13 protein-coding genes are annotated in these 14,951 nt (G+C 66.9%); 4 read left to right on the top strand and 9 right to left on the bottom strand.

Features of this window, described 5'->3' with window-relative positions:
* The 3 genes from zwf to tkt are packed head-to-tail and all read right to left on the bottom strand — an operon-like array spanning window position 1 to window position 4,774.
* On the bottom strand, window positions 1–1,548 hold the full coding sequence (gene zwf, locus VET27_RS06690) for a glucose-6-phosphate dehydrogenase (protein WP_526516342.1): 1,548 nt from the start codon (window positions 1,546–1,548) through the stop codon (window positions 1–3).
* Window positions 1,545–2,663 carry a transaldolase gene (gene tal, locus VET27_RS06685; RefSeq protein WP_526516340.1) on the bottom strand — a complete coding sequence of 373 codons (1,119 nt, stop codon included), beginning with the start codon at window positions 2,661–2,663 and terminating at the stop codon, window positions 1,545–1,547. Before tal ends, zwf begins: the two co-directional genes overlap by 4 nt.
* Window positions 2,664–2,680: 17 nt before the next feature.
* On the bottom strand, window positions 2,681–4,774 hold the full coding sequence (gene tkt / locus VET27_RS06680) for a transketolase (protein ID WP_526516338.1): 2,094 nt from the start codon (window positions 4,772–4,774) through the stop codon (window positions 2,681–2,683).
* 195 nt (window positions 4,775–4,969) lie between these two features.
* Between tkt and VET27_RS06675 the strand changes: the two genes are divergently transcribed.
* Window positions 4,970–5,899, top strand: a complete 930-nt coding sequence (locus VET27_RS06675) for a heme o synthase (protein WP_526516336.1) — start codon at window positions 4,970–4,972, stop codon at window positions 5,897–5,899.
* Here the strand turns inward: VET27_RS06675 and arfB are convergent.
* Entirely contained in the window at window positions 5,896–6,327 is a 432-nt protein-coding gene (gene arfB, locus VET27_RS06670) for an alternative ribosome rescue aminoacyl-tRNA hydrolase ArfB (protein WP_526516334.1), read from the bottom strand. The two genes, VET27_RS06675 and arfB, sit on opposite strands and share 4 nt — an antisense overlap.
* 12 nt (window positions 6,328–6,339) lie before the next feature.
* A complete protein-coding gene (locus tag VET27_RS06665) occupies window positions 6,340–7,314 on the bottom strand; it encodes a quinone oxidoreductase family protein (protein WP_526516332.1) in 975 nt (324 codons plus the stop codon).
* An 18-nt stretch (window positions 7,315–7,332) separates the two neighbouring features.
* On the opposite strand from VET27_RS06665, the gene VET27_RS06660 reads away from it, so the two are divergent.
* Complete coding sequence (locus VET27_RS06660; RefSeq protein WP_526516330.1) at window positions 7,333–8,271, top strand: ATP-grasp domain-containing protein; 939 nt, start codon at window positions 7,333–7,335, stop codon at window positions 8,269–8,271.
* On the opposite strand, the gene VET27_RS06655 is transcribed toward VET27_RS06660, so the two are convergent.
* From VET27_RS06655 to mptB, 4 genes are read right to left on the bottom strand one after another with little or no spacing between them, the layout of a single operon-like run.
* Window positions 8,221–9,177, bottom strand: a complete 957-nt coding sequence (locus VET27_RS06655) for a COX15/CtaA family protein (RefSeq protein WP_526516328.1) — start codon at window positions 9,175–9,177, stop codon at window positions 8,221–8,223. The two genes, VET27_RS06660 and VET27_RS06655, sit on opposite strands and share 51 nt — an antisense overlap.
* 50 nt (window positions 9,178–9,227) lie before the next feature.
* Entirely contained in the window at window positions 9,228–10,013 is a 786-nt protein-coding gene (locus VET27_RS06650) for an ABC transporter permease (RefSeq protein ID WP_526516326.1), read from the bottom strand.
* Window positions 10,010–10,942 (bottom strand): ABC transporter ATP-binding protein, encoded by a 933-nt coding sequence (locus tag VET27_RS06645; RefSeq protein WP_526516324.1) that lies wholly within the window; start codon window positions 10,940–10,942, stop codon window positions 10,010–10,012. Before VET27_RS06645 ends, VET27_RS06650 begins: the two co-directional genes overlap by 4 nt.
* Window positions 10,939–12,642 carry a polyprenol phosphomannose-dependent alpha 1,6 mannosyltransferase MptB gene (mptB, locus tag VET27_RS06640; protein WP_526516322.1) on the bottom strand — a complete coding sequence of 568 codons (1,704 nt, stop codon included), beginning with the start codon at window positions 12,640–12,642 and terminating at the stop codon, window positions 10,939–10,941. Before mptB ends, VET27_RS06645 begins: the two co-directional genes overlap by 4 nt.
* 76 nt (window positions 12,643–12,718) lie before the next feature.
* On the opposite strand from mptB, the gene VET27_RS06635 reads away from it, so the two are divergent.
* Window positions 12,719–13,468, top strand: a complete 750-nt coding sequence (locus tag VET27_RS06635) for a helix-turn-helix transcriptional regulator (RefSeq protein WP_526516320.1) — start codon at window positions 12,719–12,721, stop codon at window positions 13,466–13,468.
* Entirely contained in the window at window positions 13,465–14,892 is a 1,428-nt protein-coding gene (sufB, locus tag VET27_RS06630) for a Fe-S cluster assembly protein SufB (RefSeq protein ID WP_526516318.1), read from the top strand. Before VET27_RS06635 ends, sufB begins: the two co-directional genes overlap by 4 nt.
* Window positions 14,893–14,951: the final 59 nt, after the last annotated feature.

Genomic DNA, 14,951 nt, shown 5'->3' with positions numbered 1-14,951 from the left:
TTAGGGCCTCCGCCATTCCCGGCCGGTCCGGCGCAACATCTCCGACGCCGAATCCGGACCCCAGCCACCTGATTCATACGGGTCGGGTTTGCCATGTGATGCCCAGTACTTGAGCGCGGGATCGAGTATCTCCCAGGACAATTCGACCTCCTGGTTCACGGGGAACAACGACGGCTCGCCGAGCAGGACGTCGAGGATGAGCCGCTCGTACGCCTCGGGGGAGTCCTCGGCGAACGCCGATCCGTACGAGAAGTCCATGTTGACGTCACGGACCTCCATGGTGTGGCCGGGCACCTTCGAACCGAACCGAAGCGTGATGCCCTCGTCTGGCTGCACCCGGATCACGAGTGCGTTCTTGCCGAGTTCGTCGGTCATGGTCGCGTCGAAGGGGAGGTGCGGAGCTCGTTTGAAGACCAGCGCGATCTCGGTCACCCTACGGCCGAGGCGTTTTCCGGTGCGGAGGTAGAACGGCACCCCGGCCCAGCGTCGGGTGTCGACCTCCAAGGCGATCGCGGCGTAGGTCTCGGTGGTCGAGGTCGGTGAGAAGCCCTCTTCTTCGAGCAGCCCGACCACCTTCTCGCCGCCCTGCCAGCCTGCCGTGTACTGGCCACGGGAGGTGTTCTCGTCCAACGGTTCCGCCAGTCGCGTCGCCGACAGCACCTTGATCTTCTCGGCCTGCAGCTCGGCGGGGCTGAAGCTGACGGGCTCCTCCATGGCGGTCAGTGCGAGCAACTGGGTCAGGTGATTCTGGATGACGTCGCGGGCGGCGCCGACACCGTCGTAGTAGCCGCCTCGTCCACCCAGGCCGATGTCCTCGGCCATGGTGATCTGAACGTGGTCGACGTAGTGCGCGTTCCAGATCGGGTCGAACAGCTGGTTGGCGAAGCGCAGCGCAAGGATGTTCTGCACCGTCTCCTTGCCCAGGTAGTGGTCGATGCGGAACACCGACGACTCGGGGAAGACGCTGTTGACCACCTTGTTGAGCGAGCGGGCGCTGTCGAGATCGTGGCCGAACGGCTTCTCGATGACGACCCGACTCCACCGATCGCCGTCGGGCCGGGCCAGGCCCGACTTGAAGAGCTGTTCGCACACCATCGGGAACGCGTTCGGCGGAATCGACAGGTAGAACGCGTGATTGCCGCCGGTGCCACGCTCGGCGTCGAGTGCCGCCAGCTTCGCGGACAATCGTGCGAACGCGGCGTCGTCGTCGAACGTGCCCTGCACGAAGCGGATGCCCTCGTTGAGCCGGTCCCAGACTTCCTGACGGAACGGCGTGCGGGCGTGCGTCTGCACCGCCTTCAGCACGATGTCGCCGAAGTCCTCGTCCGCCCAGTCGCGTCGGGCGAAGCCGATCAACGAGAACGTCGGCGGCAGCAGACCGCGGTTGGCCAGGTCGTAGATCGCGGGCATCAACTTCTTGGTGGCCAGGTCGCCGGTCACCCCGAAGATCACCACCGCGCACGGACCGGCGATGCGCGGCAAGCGTTTGTCGAGCTTGTCGCGCAGCGGGTTCTGCCAGTCGGTGGGAGCAGACCCAGTGCCGGTCATTTGGCGGCGGCGTCCAACTGTCCCCGAGTCGCCTCGAGCAGCTCGCCCCACGACTTCTCGAACTTGTCGACGCCCTCGTTCTCCAGAACCAGGAAGACGTCGGTGAGATCGATGCCGATCGACGACAGCCTGTCGAACAACATCTGCGCGGCGCCTGCAGTCCCGCTGATGGTGTCACCCTTGACCTCGCCGTGGTCGGCCACCGCGTCCATCGTCTTCTCCGGCATGGTGTTCACGGTGTTCTTGGCGACCAACTCGGTGACGTAGAGCGTGTCGGAGTAGTCCGGGTTCTTGACGCCGGTCGACGCCCACAGCGGCCTCTGCACCCGCGCTCCGTCGACGGCCAGCGCGTCGAACCGCTCGCCGCCCACGAACACCTGTTGGTAGGCGGCATAGGCGAGGCGGGCGTTGGCGACGCCGGCCTGACCGCGCAATCCCAGCGCCTCCTCGGTCCCGATGTCCTCGAGTCGCTTGTCGATCTCGGAGTCGACGCGGGACACGAAGAACGATGCCACCGAGTGGATCTTGGACAGATCGTGGCCGGCTTCCTTCGCCTTCTCCAGGCCCGCCAGGTAGGCGTCCATCACCATCCGATGCCGCTCCACGGAGAAGATCAGGGTGACGTTCACCGAGATACCCTCCGCAATGACCGCGGTGATCGCGGGCAGGCCCGGCTCGGTGGCCGGAATCTTGATCAGAAGGTTCGGCCGGTCGACGATCTTCCACAACTCGATGGCCTGCAGGATGGTCTTGTCGGCGTCGCGTGCCATCCGCGGGTCGACCTCGATGGACACCCTGCCGTCGACGCCGTCGGACGCCTCGTAGGCCTTCGCCAGCAGATCACACGCGTTGCGCACGTCGTCGGTGGTCACCGTCCGGATGGTGGCGTCTACGTCGGCGCCGCGCTCGGCGAGTTCCTTGACCTGGTCGTCGTAGGCGTTCCCCTTCGACAGGGCCGCCTGGAAGATCGACGGGTTGGTCGTGACGCCCACGACACTACGAGTGTCGATCAGGTTCTGCAGATTGCCGGTCTGCAGGCGCTCACGCGACAGGTCGTCGAGCCAGACGGACACGCCTGCGGCGCTCAGTGCCGCGAGGTTCGGGTTCTGAGTCATGAGTGCTCCTCGTTGTCTTAGTTGTCGAGTGATCGTTCGGCTGCGGCCGCAACGGCTTCCGGCGTGAAGCCGAACTCGCGGAACAGCGTCTTGTCGTCGGCCGACTCGCCGTAGTGCTCGATCGAGACGATCTCGCCGGTGTCGCCGACCAGCTTGTGCCAGCTCTGCGCGACGCCAGCTTCGACGGCCACCCGCGCCGACACCTCCGGGGGCAACACGCTGTCGCGGTACTCCTTGGGCTGGCTCTCGAACCACTCCACGCATGGCATCGAGACGACGTAGGCGGTGATGTCCTTTTCCGCCAGCAGCTTCTTCGCCTCGACGGCCAACTGCAGTTCCGAACCCGTGCCGATGATGATGACGTCGGCGTCGTCGGCGGGGTTCCCGCCGCCGAGCACGTAGCCGCCCTTGGAGACACCCTCGCAGTCGGTGCCCTCCAAGACTGGGATGCCCTGCCGGGTCAGGATGAAACCGACCGGGCCGCTGCCGTTGCCGCGCGCGACGATGCTGCGCCACGCGTACGCCGTCTCGTTCGGGTCGCCCGGCCGCACCACTGACAGGTTCGGGATGGCCCGAAGTGCCGAGAGATGTTCGATCGGCTGGTGGGTCGGTCCGTCCTCGCCCAGTCCGATCGAGTCGTGCGTCCAGATGTAGATGGTGTCGATGTCCATCAGCGAGGCCAGCCGCACGGCAGGGCGCATGTAGTCGGAGAACTGCAGGAACGTGCCGCCGAAGGCGCGCGTCGGCCCGTGCAGCACGATGCCGGACAGGATCGAACCCATCGCGTGCTCGCGGATGCCGAAGTGCAGCACACGGCCGTACCAGTCCGCGGTGAAGTCCTCGGTCGAGATGGACGGCGGGCCGAACGACTTGACGTCCTTGATGGTGGTGTTGTTACTGCCCGCGAGGTCGGCCGAGCCGCCCCACAGCTCGGGAAGCTTGGGTGCTACGTCGTTGAGTACCTGCCCGAACGCGGCGCGGGTGGCTACGGCCTTGGATCCCGGTTCCCAATGAGTCACGTGGGCATCCCAGCCGTCGGGCAGCTCCTGGGCCAGCAGCCGGTCGAGCAGCTTCTTGCGTTCGGGCTCGCGCTCGGCCCACGCGTCGAACTCTGGCTGCCACTTCTCGTGGGCTTCCCGGCCACGGTCGACCAGCTTGCGGGTGTGCTCGATGACCTCGCCGCGCACCTCGAAGGTCTTGTCAGGGTCGAAGCCGAGCACCTTCTTGGTGGCGGCCACTTCCTCGTCGCCGAGCGCCGACCCGTGCACCCCGCCGGTGTTCATCTTGGTGGGGGCGGGATAGCCGATGATCGTGCGCAGCGAGATGAACGACGGCCTGTCGGTGACGGCCTTCGCCGCGGCGATGGCCTCCTCGATACCCGTGACGTTCTCGCCACCCTCGACCTCCTGCACGTGCCAGCCGTAGGCGCGGTAGCGGGCAGGCACGTCTTCGGAAAGCGCGATGTTGGTGTCGTGCTCGATGGAGATCTGGTTGTGGTCGTAGAACACGATCAGGTTGCCCAGCTGCTGCGTGCCCGCCAGTGACGATGCCTCGCTGGTGACGCCCTCCTCCATGTCACCGTCCGAGGCGATCACGTAGATGAAGTGGTCGAAGGGACTGCTGCCGGGGGCGGCGTCGGGGTCGAACAGGCCGCGCTCGTAGCGCGACGCCATCGCCATGCCGACGGCCGAGGCCAGCCCCTGTCCGAGCGGTCCGGTGGTGATCTCCACGCCCTTGGTGTGCCGGAACTCCGGGTGGCCGGGCGTCTTCGACTTCCACGTGCGCAGCGACTCGATGTCGTCGAGCTCCAGCCCGAACCCGCCGAGGTACAGCTGGATGTAGAGCGTCAGGCTGCTGTGGCCACACGACAGCACGAAGCGATCACGACCCAGCCAGTGCACGTCGGACGGGTCGTGTGTCATCTGGCGCTGAAAGAGCGTGTAGGCCAACGGCGCCAAGCTCATGGCGGTGCCGGGGTGGCCGTTGCCGACCTTCTGGACGGCGTCGGCCGCCAGCACGCGCACCGTGTCGACGGCGACCGAGTCGACGTCCGCCCAGTCCTCAGGATGGTGGGGGCGGGTCAGTTCGGAAATCTCTTCCACTGTGGTCACGAGCGAGCTCCTCCGGTCGGCAAGCTGTCCTTGAATACCCTAATGCGGATGAGCTCATCGCTGCAGGCCGCGTCACCCAAGTTGGTCGGGCGTTCACGTCGACCGACCCTGCATTGTCGGATGCACAGATCCACGGTCTACCATCCTCTGTAGTAGAAGCTGCGTGCTGCCGCGAATTACGAGGAGAACAACTGCGTGAGCATTCGCGAGCGCCGTCTCGTCCCTAGGGCGCCGAGCCGAATCCGCACCACGCTGTTGGCCTATCTGGCGTTGACCAAGCCGCGCGTGATCGAACTCCTGCTCGTCACCACCATCCCCGCGATGCTGCTGGCCGACCGGGGCACCGTCGATCCGATCCTGATCATCAACACCCTCTTCGGCGGCATGCTGGCCGCCGCGGGTGCCAACACGCTGAACTGCGTCGCCGACGCGGACATCGACAAGGTGATGAAGCGGACGGCGCTGCGACCTCTGGCGCGCGCTGCGGTGCCGACGCGGAACGCTCTGGTGTTCGGCTTGGTGCTCACCGCCGGGTCCTTCGCCTGGCTGTGGTGGACCACCAATCTGCTGTCGGGCGTGCTGGCCCTCGCGACCATCGCGTTCTACGTCTTCATCTACACGTTGCTGCTGAAGCGCCGTACCTCGCAGAACGTGGTCTGGGGCGGCGCCGCGGGGTGCATGCCGGTGATGATCGGCTGGTCCGCGGTCACCGGCACCATCGGTTGGCCCGCGCTGGTCATGTTCGGGATCATCTTCTTCTGGACGCCGCCGCACACCTGGGCCCTGGCGATGCGCTACAAGGACGACTACAAGGCGGCGGGCGTGCCCATGCTGCCGGTGGTGGCCACCGAACGGCAGGTCACCAAGCAGATCCTGATCTACACGTGGCTGACCGTGCTCACCACGCTCGCGCTCGGGTTGGCCACCGGCTGGCTGTACGCCGCGGTGGCCCTGCTGGCGGGCGCATGGTTCCTGACGATGGCGCATCAGCTGTACGCGGGCGTCAAGCGCGGCGAGCCGGTGAAGCCGCTGAGGTTGTTCCTGCAGTCGAACAACTACTTGGCCGTGGTTTTCTGCGCGTTGGCCGTCGACTCCGCGCTGGCGCTGCCGACGCTGTTCGGCTAGTTCGACTCCCAGCTTCCGCGACGCCCCTGCTTGATCCGCCCTTGCCGCTTCTTGTCTGCGAGTCGGCGTTCCTTCGAACCCCTGGAGGGCTTGGTCGGCCGGCGCGTCGGGGCAGGTGCCGCGGCGGCATCGCGGAGCAGGCGGGCCATGCGTTCGCGGGCCGCGGCACGGTTTTGCAGCTGTCCGCGATGTTCACTCGCCGTGACGGTGAGTACGCCGCCGGTGAGGCGGCCGCGCAGGCGACAGACCATCCGGTAGCGCAACCACTCCGGCACTGATTTCGAGTGAGCCACGTCGAAGGACAGCTCGACTCGGCTGTCTGCAGTGTTCACCCCTTGTCCGCCGGGTCCGGAGGACCTGGAGAACCGCTCGCTCAGCTCCGACCCGGGAATCACGAATCCCCGTGCCACCTCCAGGTCCCCGGCCACGTCGACCGGCTGCTAGGGAATCAACACCACGGAGCCGACGGTCTTGCGGCCCTGCAGGTCGGTGTGTGCCTTGGCGGCGTCGGCCAAGGGATAGCGCTCGCTGACCGTGACCGAGATGGCCTCCGTTGCGATGGCGTCGAGGAGTTCGCCAGCACGCCATGAGAATTCGTCGGGTGTACGCGTGTAGTGCGCCAGCGTGGGTCGGGTCAGGAACAGCGAGCCTGCGCTGTTCAGACGTTGCGGGTCGAACGGGGGAACGGGTCCGCTGGACGCGCCGAACAAGGCGAGCGTGCCGCGTAGAGCCAAGCTGGCCAGGCTGGCGTCGAACGTCGACGCCCCGACGCCGTCGTACACGGCCGAGACGCCCCGCCCGCCGGTGAGCTCGCGGATCCTGGCACCGAACTCTGCTGGGTCCTCCGGATAGTCGAGCACTTCCACGGCACCCGCCTGCCGGGACAGTTCGGCCTTCGCGGTGGTGGAAACGGTGGAGATCACCTTGACCGCCAGGCTGGTCGCCCACTGCGTGAGGATGAGTCCGACGCCGCCTGCGCCCGCGTGAACCAGGACCGTGTCGCCCTGCTGCACTGGATAGACCGACTTGAGCAGGTAGTGCGCGGTCATCCCCTTGAGCAGCGACGACGCCGCGACCTCGGCGGGGACGGCATCGGGCACGTAGGCCACGAAATCGGCAGGTGCGACGCAGTATTCGGCATAGGCACCGTCGGCTTGTGCAGTGACCACCCGATCGCCGACGTTGAGGGCCGCGACGTCGTCGCCGACGGCGGCGACCGTGCCGCAGACCTCGGTGCCGACGACGAAGGGCAGCTCGCGCGGATACTGACCCGATCTGAAATACGTGTCGATGAAGTTGACGCCGATGGCGTCGGCCTTGATCAGCACCTTGCCCGGGCCCGGCACCGGCTCGGGCTTCTCGACGTAGGTGAGGACTTCAGGGCCGCCGGTTTCGGTCACTTCGATCGCGTACATGCCACCTATCATTCCAACGTGAAGCTCGCACGGCCCGACGTTCGTCATCCCCGCATCGTCCTTGCAGGTTGCAGCGCCCTGGTCGAGGGCGACGGTGACGATGCAGGCCTGATTCCCGCGCTGCGGTCGCGGGGTCTGCACGCCCGCTGGCTGTCGTGGGACGACCCCGCGACCCTCGAGGCCGACCTCGTCATCCTTCGTGCGACGTGGGACTACACCGAGCGGCTCGACGAGTTCCTCGCCTGGACCCGTCGGGTCCACAACCTCGTCAACGCTCCTGCCGTGGTGGCATGGAACACCGACAAGCGATACCTGGCCGATCTCGCGGCAGCGGGCGTGCCGACGGTGCCGAGTGCGTTCTTCGCTCCGGGGGCGAAGGTACGCATCCCGGGCGGCGAGGTCGTGGTCAAGCCCGCGATCGGTGCGGGATCCGTTGGTGTGCATCGCTTCACCGATGCCGACCTGGCGCGCGAGCATGCGCTGGCGCTGCAGGCCGAAGGTCTGACCGCGTTGGTGCAGCCCTACGACCCGCGGATCGTGGACGGCGAGACCGCACTGGTGTTCATCGGCGGCCGCCAGTCGCATGCGTTCAACAAGGGGCCGCTGCTGCCGCCGCCTGGCGAACTGGCGGCGCTCGACGAATCCGGCACCTATGCCGAGGAAACCCTGCAACCCGCCGAACCCGACTTCGAGCTGTGGGACGTCGGGCACGCTGCGCTGACCGCTGCGTCGGCGAAGCTGGGCCTCGACGTCGGCGATTTGCTGTATGCCCGCGTCGACGTCATCGGGGGTCCGGACGACCCACGGCTGCTGGAACTCGAACTCGTCGAACCCTCGCTGGGCTGGCGCCAACTCGACGACGTCACCCGCGCGACGCAGCAACGCGAGTTCGCCCTCGGCGTCGAGTCAGCCCTGGATCGGCTCGGGCTCGGCCCGCTGTCGCATCGACGCCCATAGCGCCGACGTCGCCGCCGTGCAGGCAGCCGCACCGGCGACGTGCACCGCCACCAGGACTGCCGGCACACCGGTGTAGAACTGCACCGTCCCGACAATGCCCTGCAGCGCGACCAGCACGAGCACGGCGACCAGTCGCAGTGTCACCGGCCGCGGCGCACGCACGGCGAGCAAGGCGAAGCCGAGGCCGATCAGCAGAGAGAGATACGCGGCCACCAGCGACGAGTGCCGGTAGACCAGCGTGATGATGTCCAGACCCAGCCTCGGCACCGGCGCGTCGACGCTCTTGTCACCGGCATGGGGCCCGGCGCCGGTCACCATCGTGCCGGTGACGAGAACGACTGCGAGCGCCATACCGCTGAGAACGGTCAACTGGCGCAAGGGGTTCGGCACCAGGAGTTCTGGGACGCCCTCGTCGGGTTCGCCGATCTTGACGAACAGCAGAACCGACAACCAGACCATCGTCATGGACACCAGCAGGTGGATCGCCACCGTCCACCACAGCAGTCCGGTAAGGACCGTGATCCCGCCGATCACGGCTTGCGCCACCGTGGATGCCGGCATCAGCCAGGCGTAGACGAGCACTTCGCGGCGGCGACGTGCACGGGTCACGGCGAGCACGGCCAGGGCCGCCGTGAGGACGACGAGGAAGGTGATCAATCGGTTGCCGAACTCGACGGCCTGGTGGACGATCGGAACCTCGGCCACCGGGACGGGAGTGAAGCTGCCCGGGAAGCACTGTGGCCAAGTCGGACAGCCCAGCCCCGAGGCGGTGACGCGGACGATCGCGCCGGTGACGGCGATGCCGCCCTGAGTCAGGATGACCGCCGCCGCGATGATCCGTTGCGTTCGCAGGCTGGGCAGCGGGAGCACGTCGACGAGCCGCATCAGGAAGCGTCCGACGGCCATCGCCCGATCGTAGAGCAGCTGTAACTACGTGACGTAGTAGGGGGTGCTTGTCACGTGAAGCGGAACCAGCGCAACGCGCATAGCCCGGCCAGCGCGCCCCAGGCGGCCAGCACGGCGACGCCGAACCAGTCCACGGACACCGTCAAGGCCTGGGTGAGCGCCTCGGTCAGAGCCCCGGAAGGAGTCAACCGCGCCACGAACCGTGCGGTGTCGGAGACCATGCCGCCCTCGAGGTCACCTTCGAGCGTGAGCGCGCCCACCCCGGCGAATACGAACCACAGGAGGTTGGCGACCGCAAGAACGATCTCGGCCCGCAGCGTGCCGCCCAGCAGCAGACCGAGCGCGGTGAAGCCGGCCGTACCCAGTGCGATGATCAGTGCACCGAGGGCCAAGCCCGCGATCGCGGGGCGCCAGCCGAGTGCAAAACCGATGGCACCCAACAGAATCGACTGCAGGAAGACCACGGTGACGACGGCGAGCGACTTGCCCGCGATGATGCCCCACACCGGCAGCGCCGTCGCCCCGAGCCGCTTCAACGCGCCGTAACGACGGTCGAACGCCACCGCGATGGCCTGCCCGGTGAAGGCCGTCGAGATGACCGCCAGCGCCATGATGGCGGGCACGAAGGTAGCCGCCCGGTTGGGCCCGAACGAGCCCAGCGGCATGAGCACGAGCCCGACCAGCAGGGTGATGGGGATGAACATCGTCAGCAGCAATTGCTCGCCGTTGCGCAGCAGGAGCTTGAGTTCGAGGCGGAACTGAGCGGCCAGCATGTGCGGCACGGTCGCCGGACGCGGGTCGGGCGCGAACGTCCCCGGCTCGAAGCGATTGGTCACGGCCGCAACTCCCGCCCGGTGATGTCGAGGAACACGTCCTCGAGGCTGCGCTGTTCGACGCGCATGTCGGTGGCCAGCACGTCCAGCCGCGCACACCAGGCGGTGACGGTGGCCAGCACCTGCGGGTCGATCTCACCCTCGACGAGGTACTCGCCGGAACCGACCTCGCTGGCCTGGTAAGTCTCCGGAAGCGCCGAAATCAGAAGCGAGAGATCGAGTTTCGGCGGGGCGGAGAATCTCAGCTGATTCTCCGCGCCCCTGCCCATCAGCTCCGCGGGCGTGCCCTTGGCCACGGCGACACCGTGGTCGATGATCACCAGATGGTCCGCGAGTTGCTCCGCTTCGGTGAGCTGGTGCGTGGTGAGGACGACGGTGACGCCGTCGCGCCGCAGGCCGTCGATCAGGTCCCACACCACGATGCGCGCGTGGGCGTCCATGCCCGCGGTGGGCTCGTCGAGGAACACCAGTTCCGGGCGCCCGACCACGGCGCACGCGAGTGCGAGCCGTTGCTGCTGGCCACCTGACAGCCTGCGGTAAGTGGTCCTGGCCGCCTCCGTGAGGCCGAGGGTCGCCATCAACCACTTGGGGTCCAGCGGGTCGGCCGAGTACGCGGCGACGAGGTCGAGCATCTCGCCTGCGCGCGCCGCGGGATAGCCGCCGCCGCCCTGCAGCATCACGCCAATGCGTTCGCGAAGTCGCGCGTTGTCGACGAACGGGTCGAGTCCGAGGATCTCGATCGTTCCCGAGTCGGGTTTGAGGAATCCCTCGCACATCTCGACGGTCGTGGTCTTGCCCGCGCCGTTGGGCCCGAGCAGGGCCAGCACTTCGGCTTCGTGGACCTCGAGGTCGAGTCCGTCGACGGCGGTCGTCGACCCATACCGCTTGCTCACTCCCCGTAGTCTCACGGGGGTATCGGAACGGGAGGTCACGGTGACTCAGCGTAGGCGTCGGTCTTGGTGGCCGGTGGCGGAGACTCCGTCTCCTCGGCTTCGTTCGAGTCGGACACCGGTCGCCACGGCAGGCGGTTGTAGGTGATCGCGATGAGGATCAGCACGATGATCGTGCTGGCGATCGTCGCGTCGAGGATCTGGAAGAGCGCGAACCGGTCGCCGTTCGCCGTCGGTCCGAATATGCCGACGATCAGCGTGATCACGATGCTCGTGCCGCGGAATCCGGGTCGTGTCGCCCACGTCGCCAGGGGAATGATCGCCCACAGCAGATACCACGGCTGCACCACGGGAAACAGCAGCACCGTGGCGCCCAGCGCGACGCCGAGGCCGCCGATGGGGTGCAGGCGCCCGCGCAACACGGCCAGCAGCAGCCAGGTGACCAGGATTGCGATGATGATCACACCCATGGCGCGGGTGAGCCCGAGCACAGCGGTGGTGTGGTCGCCCAGTCCGAGGAGGTTGCCTACCTGGCCGGTACCCAGGGCGACGAGCGTCGGCGGAGACATCCACGACCGCACGACATTCGCGGTGCCGAGGGTGAACAACCAGCCGAAGCCCAGCCCGCTGGCCCAACCGATGAGCACCGTCACCGCGAGCGCGATCGCCGACACCAGACCGCCTGCCGTGACGAACGCGCGGAACGTGCCTCCCCACTTGCACGCCAGAGCCATCGCCACGAACCCCACCGCCAGCAGGGACGGCAGCTTCACCTGCGACGACAGGGTGATCAGCACCGTGCCGGCGACCAGCATGGCCAACGGCATCCATCGCGCCCACTCCTCACGGCCGCGGGGTCGGTGCAGTGGCCGCGGCACCAGCGCGCCCGCCGGGTAGTTGTCGCGAGTACGGCTGATCGCGCGGAGGGCGAACTCGGTGCCCGTCAGCATCAGGCCCAGCATCAGGGCCTCGTTGTGGATCCCGGCGACGAGGTGCATGAACAGCAGCGGGTTGCAGGGGCCCAGCCACAGGGCGCTGACCTCGGCCACCCCGCACCGGCGTGCCAGCCGTGGCGTGGCCCAGACGATCAACCCGACGCCCAGGAGCACGACGATGCGGTGGAGCAGGACTGCGGCGACGATGTTGTCACCGGTGATCTCGGAGATGCCGCGGCCGATCCACAGGAACAGCGGGCCGTACGGCGCGGGTGTCTCGCGCCAGAGGCTCGGCACCGACAGCGTGAAGACGTGGTCGAGCCCGAGGCCGGGCGCCGGTCCGACGCGGTAGGGGTCGAGTCCGAGGCGTGCGATCTGGCTCTGCGCGAGATATGAGTAGACGTCCTTGCTGTACATCGGAGGTGCGACGAGCAACGGCAGCGCCCACAGCAGCAATGTGCGGTCCAACTGGCTGCGTGACATGCGCCGACTTCCCAGCGCGAAGCGTCCGAGCATCAGCCAGGCGAGCGCCATCATGACCGCGCCCGTCGTCGTCATGGTCAGTGACACGGTCTGGATGCGCGACGGAAGATTGAGCAGCCGCACCCCGAACGTCGGATCCTGCACGACCGGCCTGGCGCCTGCGCCAAGGGCGCCGATGGCCATCAGCACCGTGCCGGTCGCGCCGAACACCCGGGTGCGGCGCAGCAATGCGACCTCGGAGGCGATCAATGGCGAGCCGACCGTCGTCTCGTCGGCATGCCACCGCGCGACGGCAGTGCTCAGCGACGGACGGCGGGCGGCCATAGACGCAGCGTAGTAAGTCGGCTATCTAAGGGTTGCCTTGCTAGACCCGTTTGCCGAATTCCGTCACAATGGTGTTGTGAAAATAAGTCCGAAGGCCGTGGGCGCGAACAGTGTCGCGTCGACCTCTGACGGCCACACCCGAAGCGCGATCGTTCAACTGCTGCTCGAAGGTCCTACGACGGCCGGTGAGATCGGCGATCGCCTGGGTATCTCGGCTGCCGGTGTGCGCAGGCACCTGGATGCTCTGGTCGATGGCGGCGATGCCGAAGCGAACGCTGCGGCGTCGTGGCAGCACAACGGGCGGGGTCGCCCCGCGAAGCGGTACCGGCTCACCGCCGCAGGACGGGCGAAGCTCGACCACGCCTACGACGACCTGGCCGTGGCCGCCATGCGTCAGCTGCGCGAGGTCGGCGGCGACAGCGCCATTCGCGCCTTTGCGCGGCGGCGGATCGACACCATCCTGTCCGGAGTCGAGGGCAGCAAGACCAAGGGTGACGTCGCGACCGCTGCCGACCGTGTCGCCGTAGCGCTCACGGGGGCCGGGTACGCCACGACCACGACGCGGGTGACCGGTCCGATCGACGGCGTCCAGATCTGCCAGCACCACTGCCCGGTATCGCACGTCGCGGAGGAATTTCCCGAGCTGTGCGAGGCCGAACAAGAGGCCTTCGCCGACATCCTGGGTACTCACGTGCAGAGGCTGGCGACCATAGTCAACGGCGACTGCGCATGCACCACGCACGTTCCGCTCATCTCCGAGCCCGCCCGGCGCACGGCCCGCGTCGAACCCACCCCCGCCAACCAGAATCAAGGAGCGTCACGATGACGACCACACCGGAGGCTTTGACCCAAGAGGAAACCATTGCCTCGCTGGGAACGTACGGCTACGGCTGGTCGGATTCCGACGTCGCGGGCGCCAGCGCGCAGCGTGGCCTGTCCGAGGCCGTGGTGCGGGACATCTCGGCCAAGAAGAGCGAGCCCCAGTGGATGCTCGACATGCGGCTCAAGGCGCTGCGCACGTTCGACAAGAAGCCGATGCCCAACTGGGGTTCCAACCTCGAGGGCATCCACTTCGACAACATCAAGTACTTCGTCCGGTCCAGCGAGAAGCAGGCCGCCACGTGGGATGACCTGCCCGCCGACATCAAGAACACCTACGACCGACTCGGCATCCCCGAGGCCGAGAAGCAGCGACTGGTCTCAGGTGTCGCCGCGCAGTACGAGTCGGAGGTCGTCTACCACTCGATCAGGGAGGACCTGGAGGCGCTCGGCGTCATCTTCCTGGACACCGACTCCGCGCTCAAGGAACACCCGGAGCTGTTCAAGGAGTACTTCGGCACCGTGATCCCGGCCGGAGACAACAAGTTCTCCGCGCTCAACACGGCGGTGTGGTCGGGCGGCTCGTTCATCTACGTGCCCCCCGGCGTGAAGATCGACTTCCCGCTGCAGGCCTACTTTCGCATCAACGCCGAGAGCATGGGCCAGTTTGAACGCACGTTGATCATCGTCGACGAGGGAGCCTCGATCCATTACGTGGAAGGCTGTACGGCGCCCATGTACAGCACCGAGAGCCTGCATTCGGCGGTCGTGGAAATCATCGTCAAACGGGGCGCGCGTTGCCGCTATACGACGATCCCGAATTGGGCCAACAACATCTACAACCTGGTGACCAAGCGGGCCATGGCGTACCGCGATGCCACCATGGAATGGGTCGACGGAAACCTGGGCAGCCGCCTGACCATGAAGTACCCCGCCGTGTACCTGATGGAACCCGGAGCCCGGGGCGAGATCCTGTCGATCGCCTTTTCCGGGAAGGGCCAGCACCAGGACGCCGGCGCAAAACTGGTGTTTTGTGCTCCGCACACCACCGGGCAGATCGTCTCCAAGTCGATCTCCAAAAACGGCGGCCGCAGCAGCTACCGCGGGCTGGTCAAGGTGGAGCAGGGCGCCAAGCACGCCAAGTGCAAGGTGGTTTGCGACGCCTTGATTCTCGACTCCCGCAGCCGCAGCGACACGTACCCGTATATCGAAGTTGCCGAACAGGACGCGTCCGTCGGCCACGAGGCCAGTGTTTCGCGGATCGGTGAGGAGCAACTGTTCTACCTGATGAGCCGCGGATTATCCGAGTCCGAAGCCAGCACCATGATCGTCAGCGGCTTTATCGAGCCGCTGGTCAAGGAGTTGCCGATGGAATATGCCGTCGAACTGAACCGGCTGATCGAATTGCAGATGGAAGGCTCGGTGGGTTGAAACGAGGAGTTGTTCCGCGCCGACCGGTTCCACGCACGACGATCACCGATCCAAGGCAC

This window comes from Mycobacterium sp., assembly GCF_035633495.1.
Lineage (GTDB): Bacteria > Actinomycetota > Actinomycetes > Mycobacteriales > Mycobacteriaceae > Mycobacterium.
This window is presented reverse-complemented; position numbering and strand designations above follow the sequence as displayed.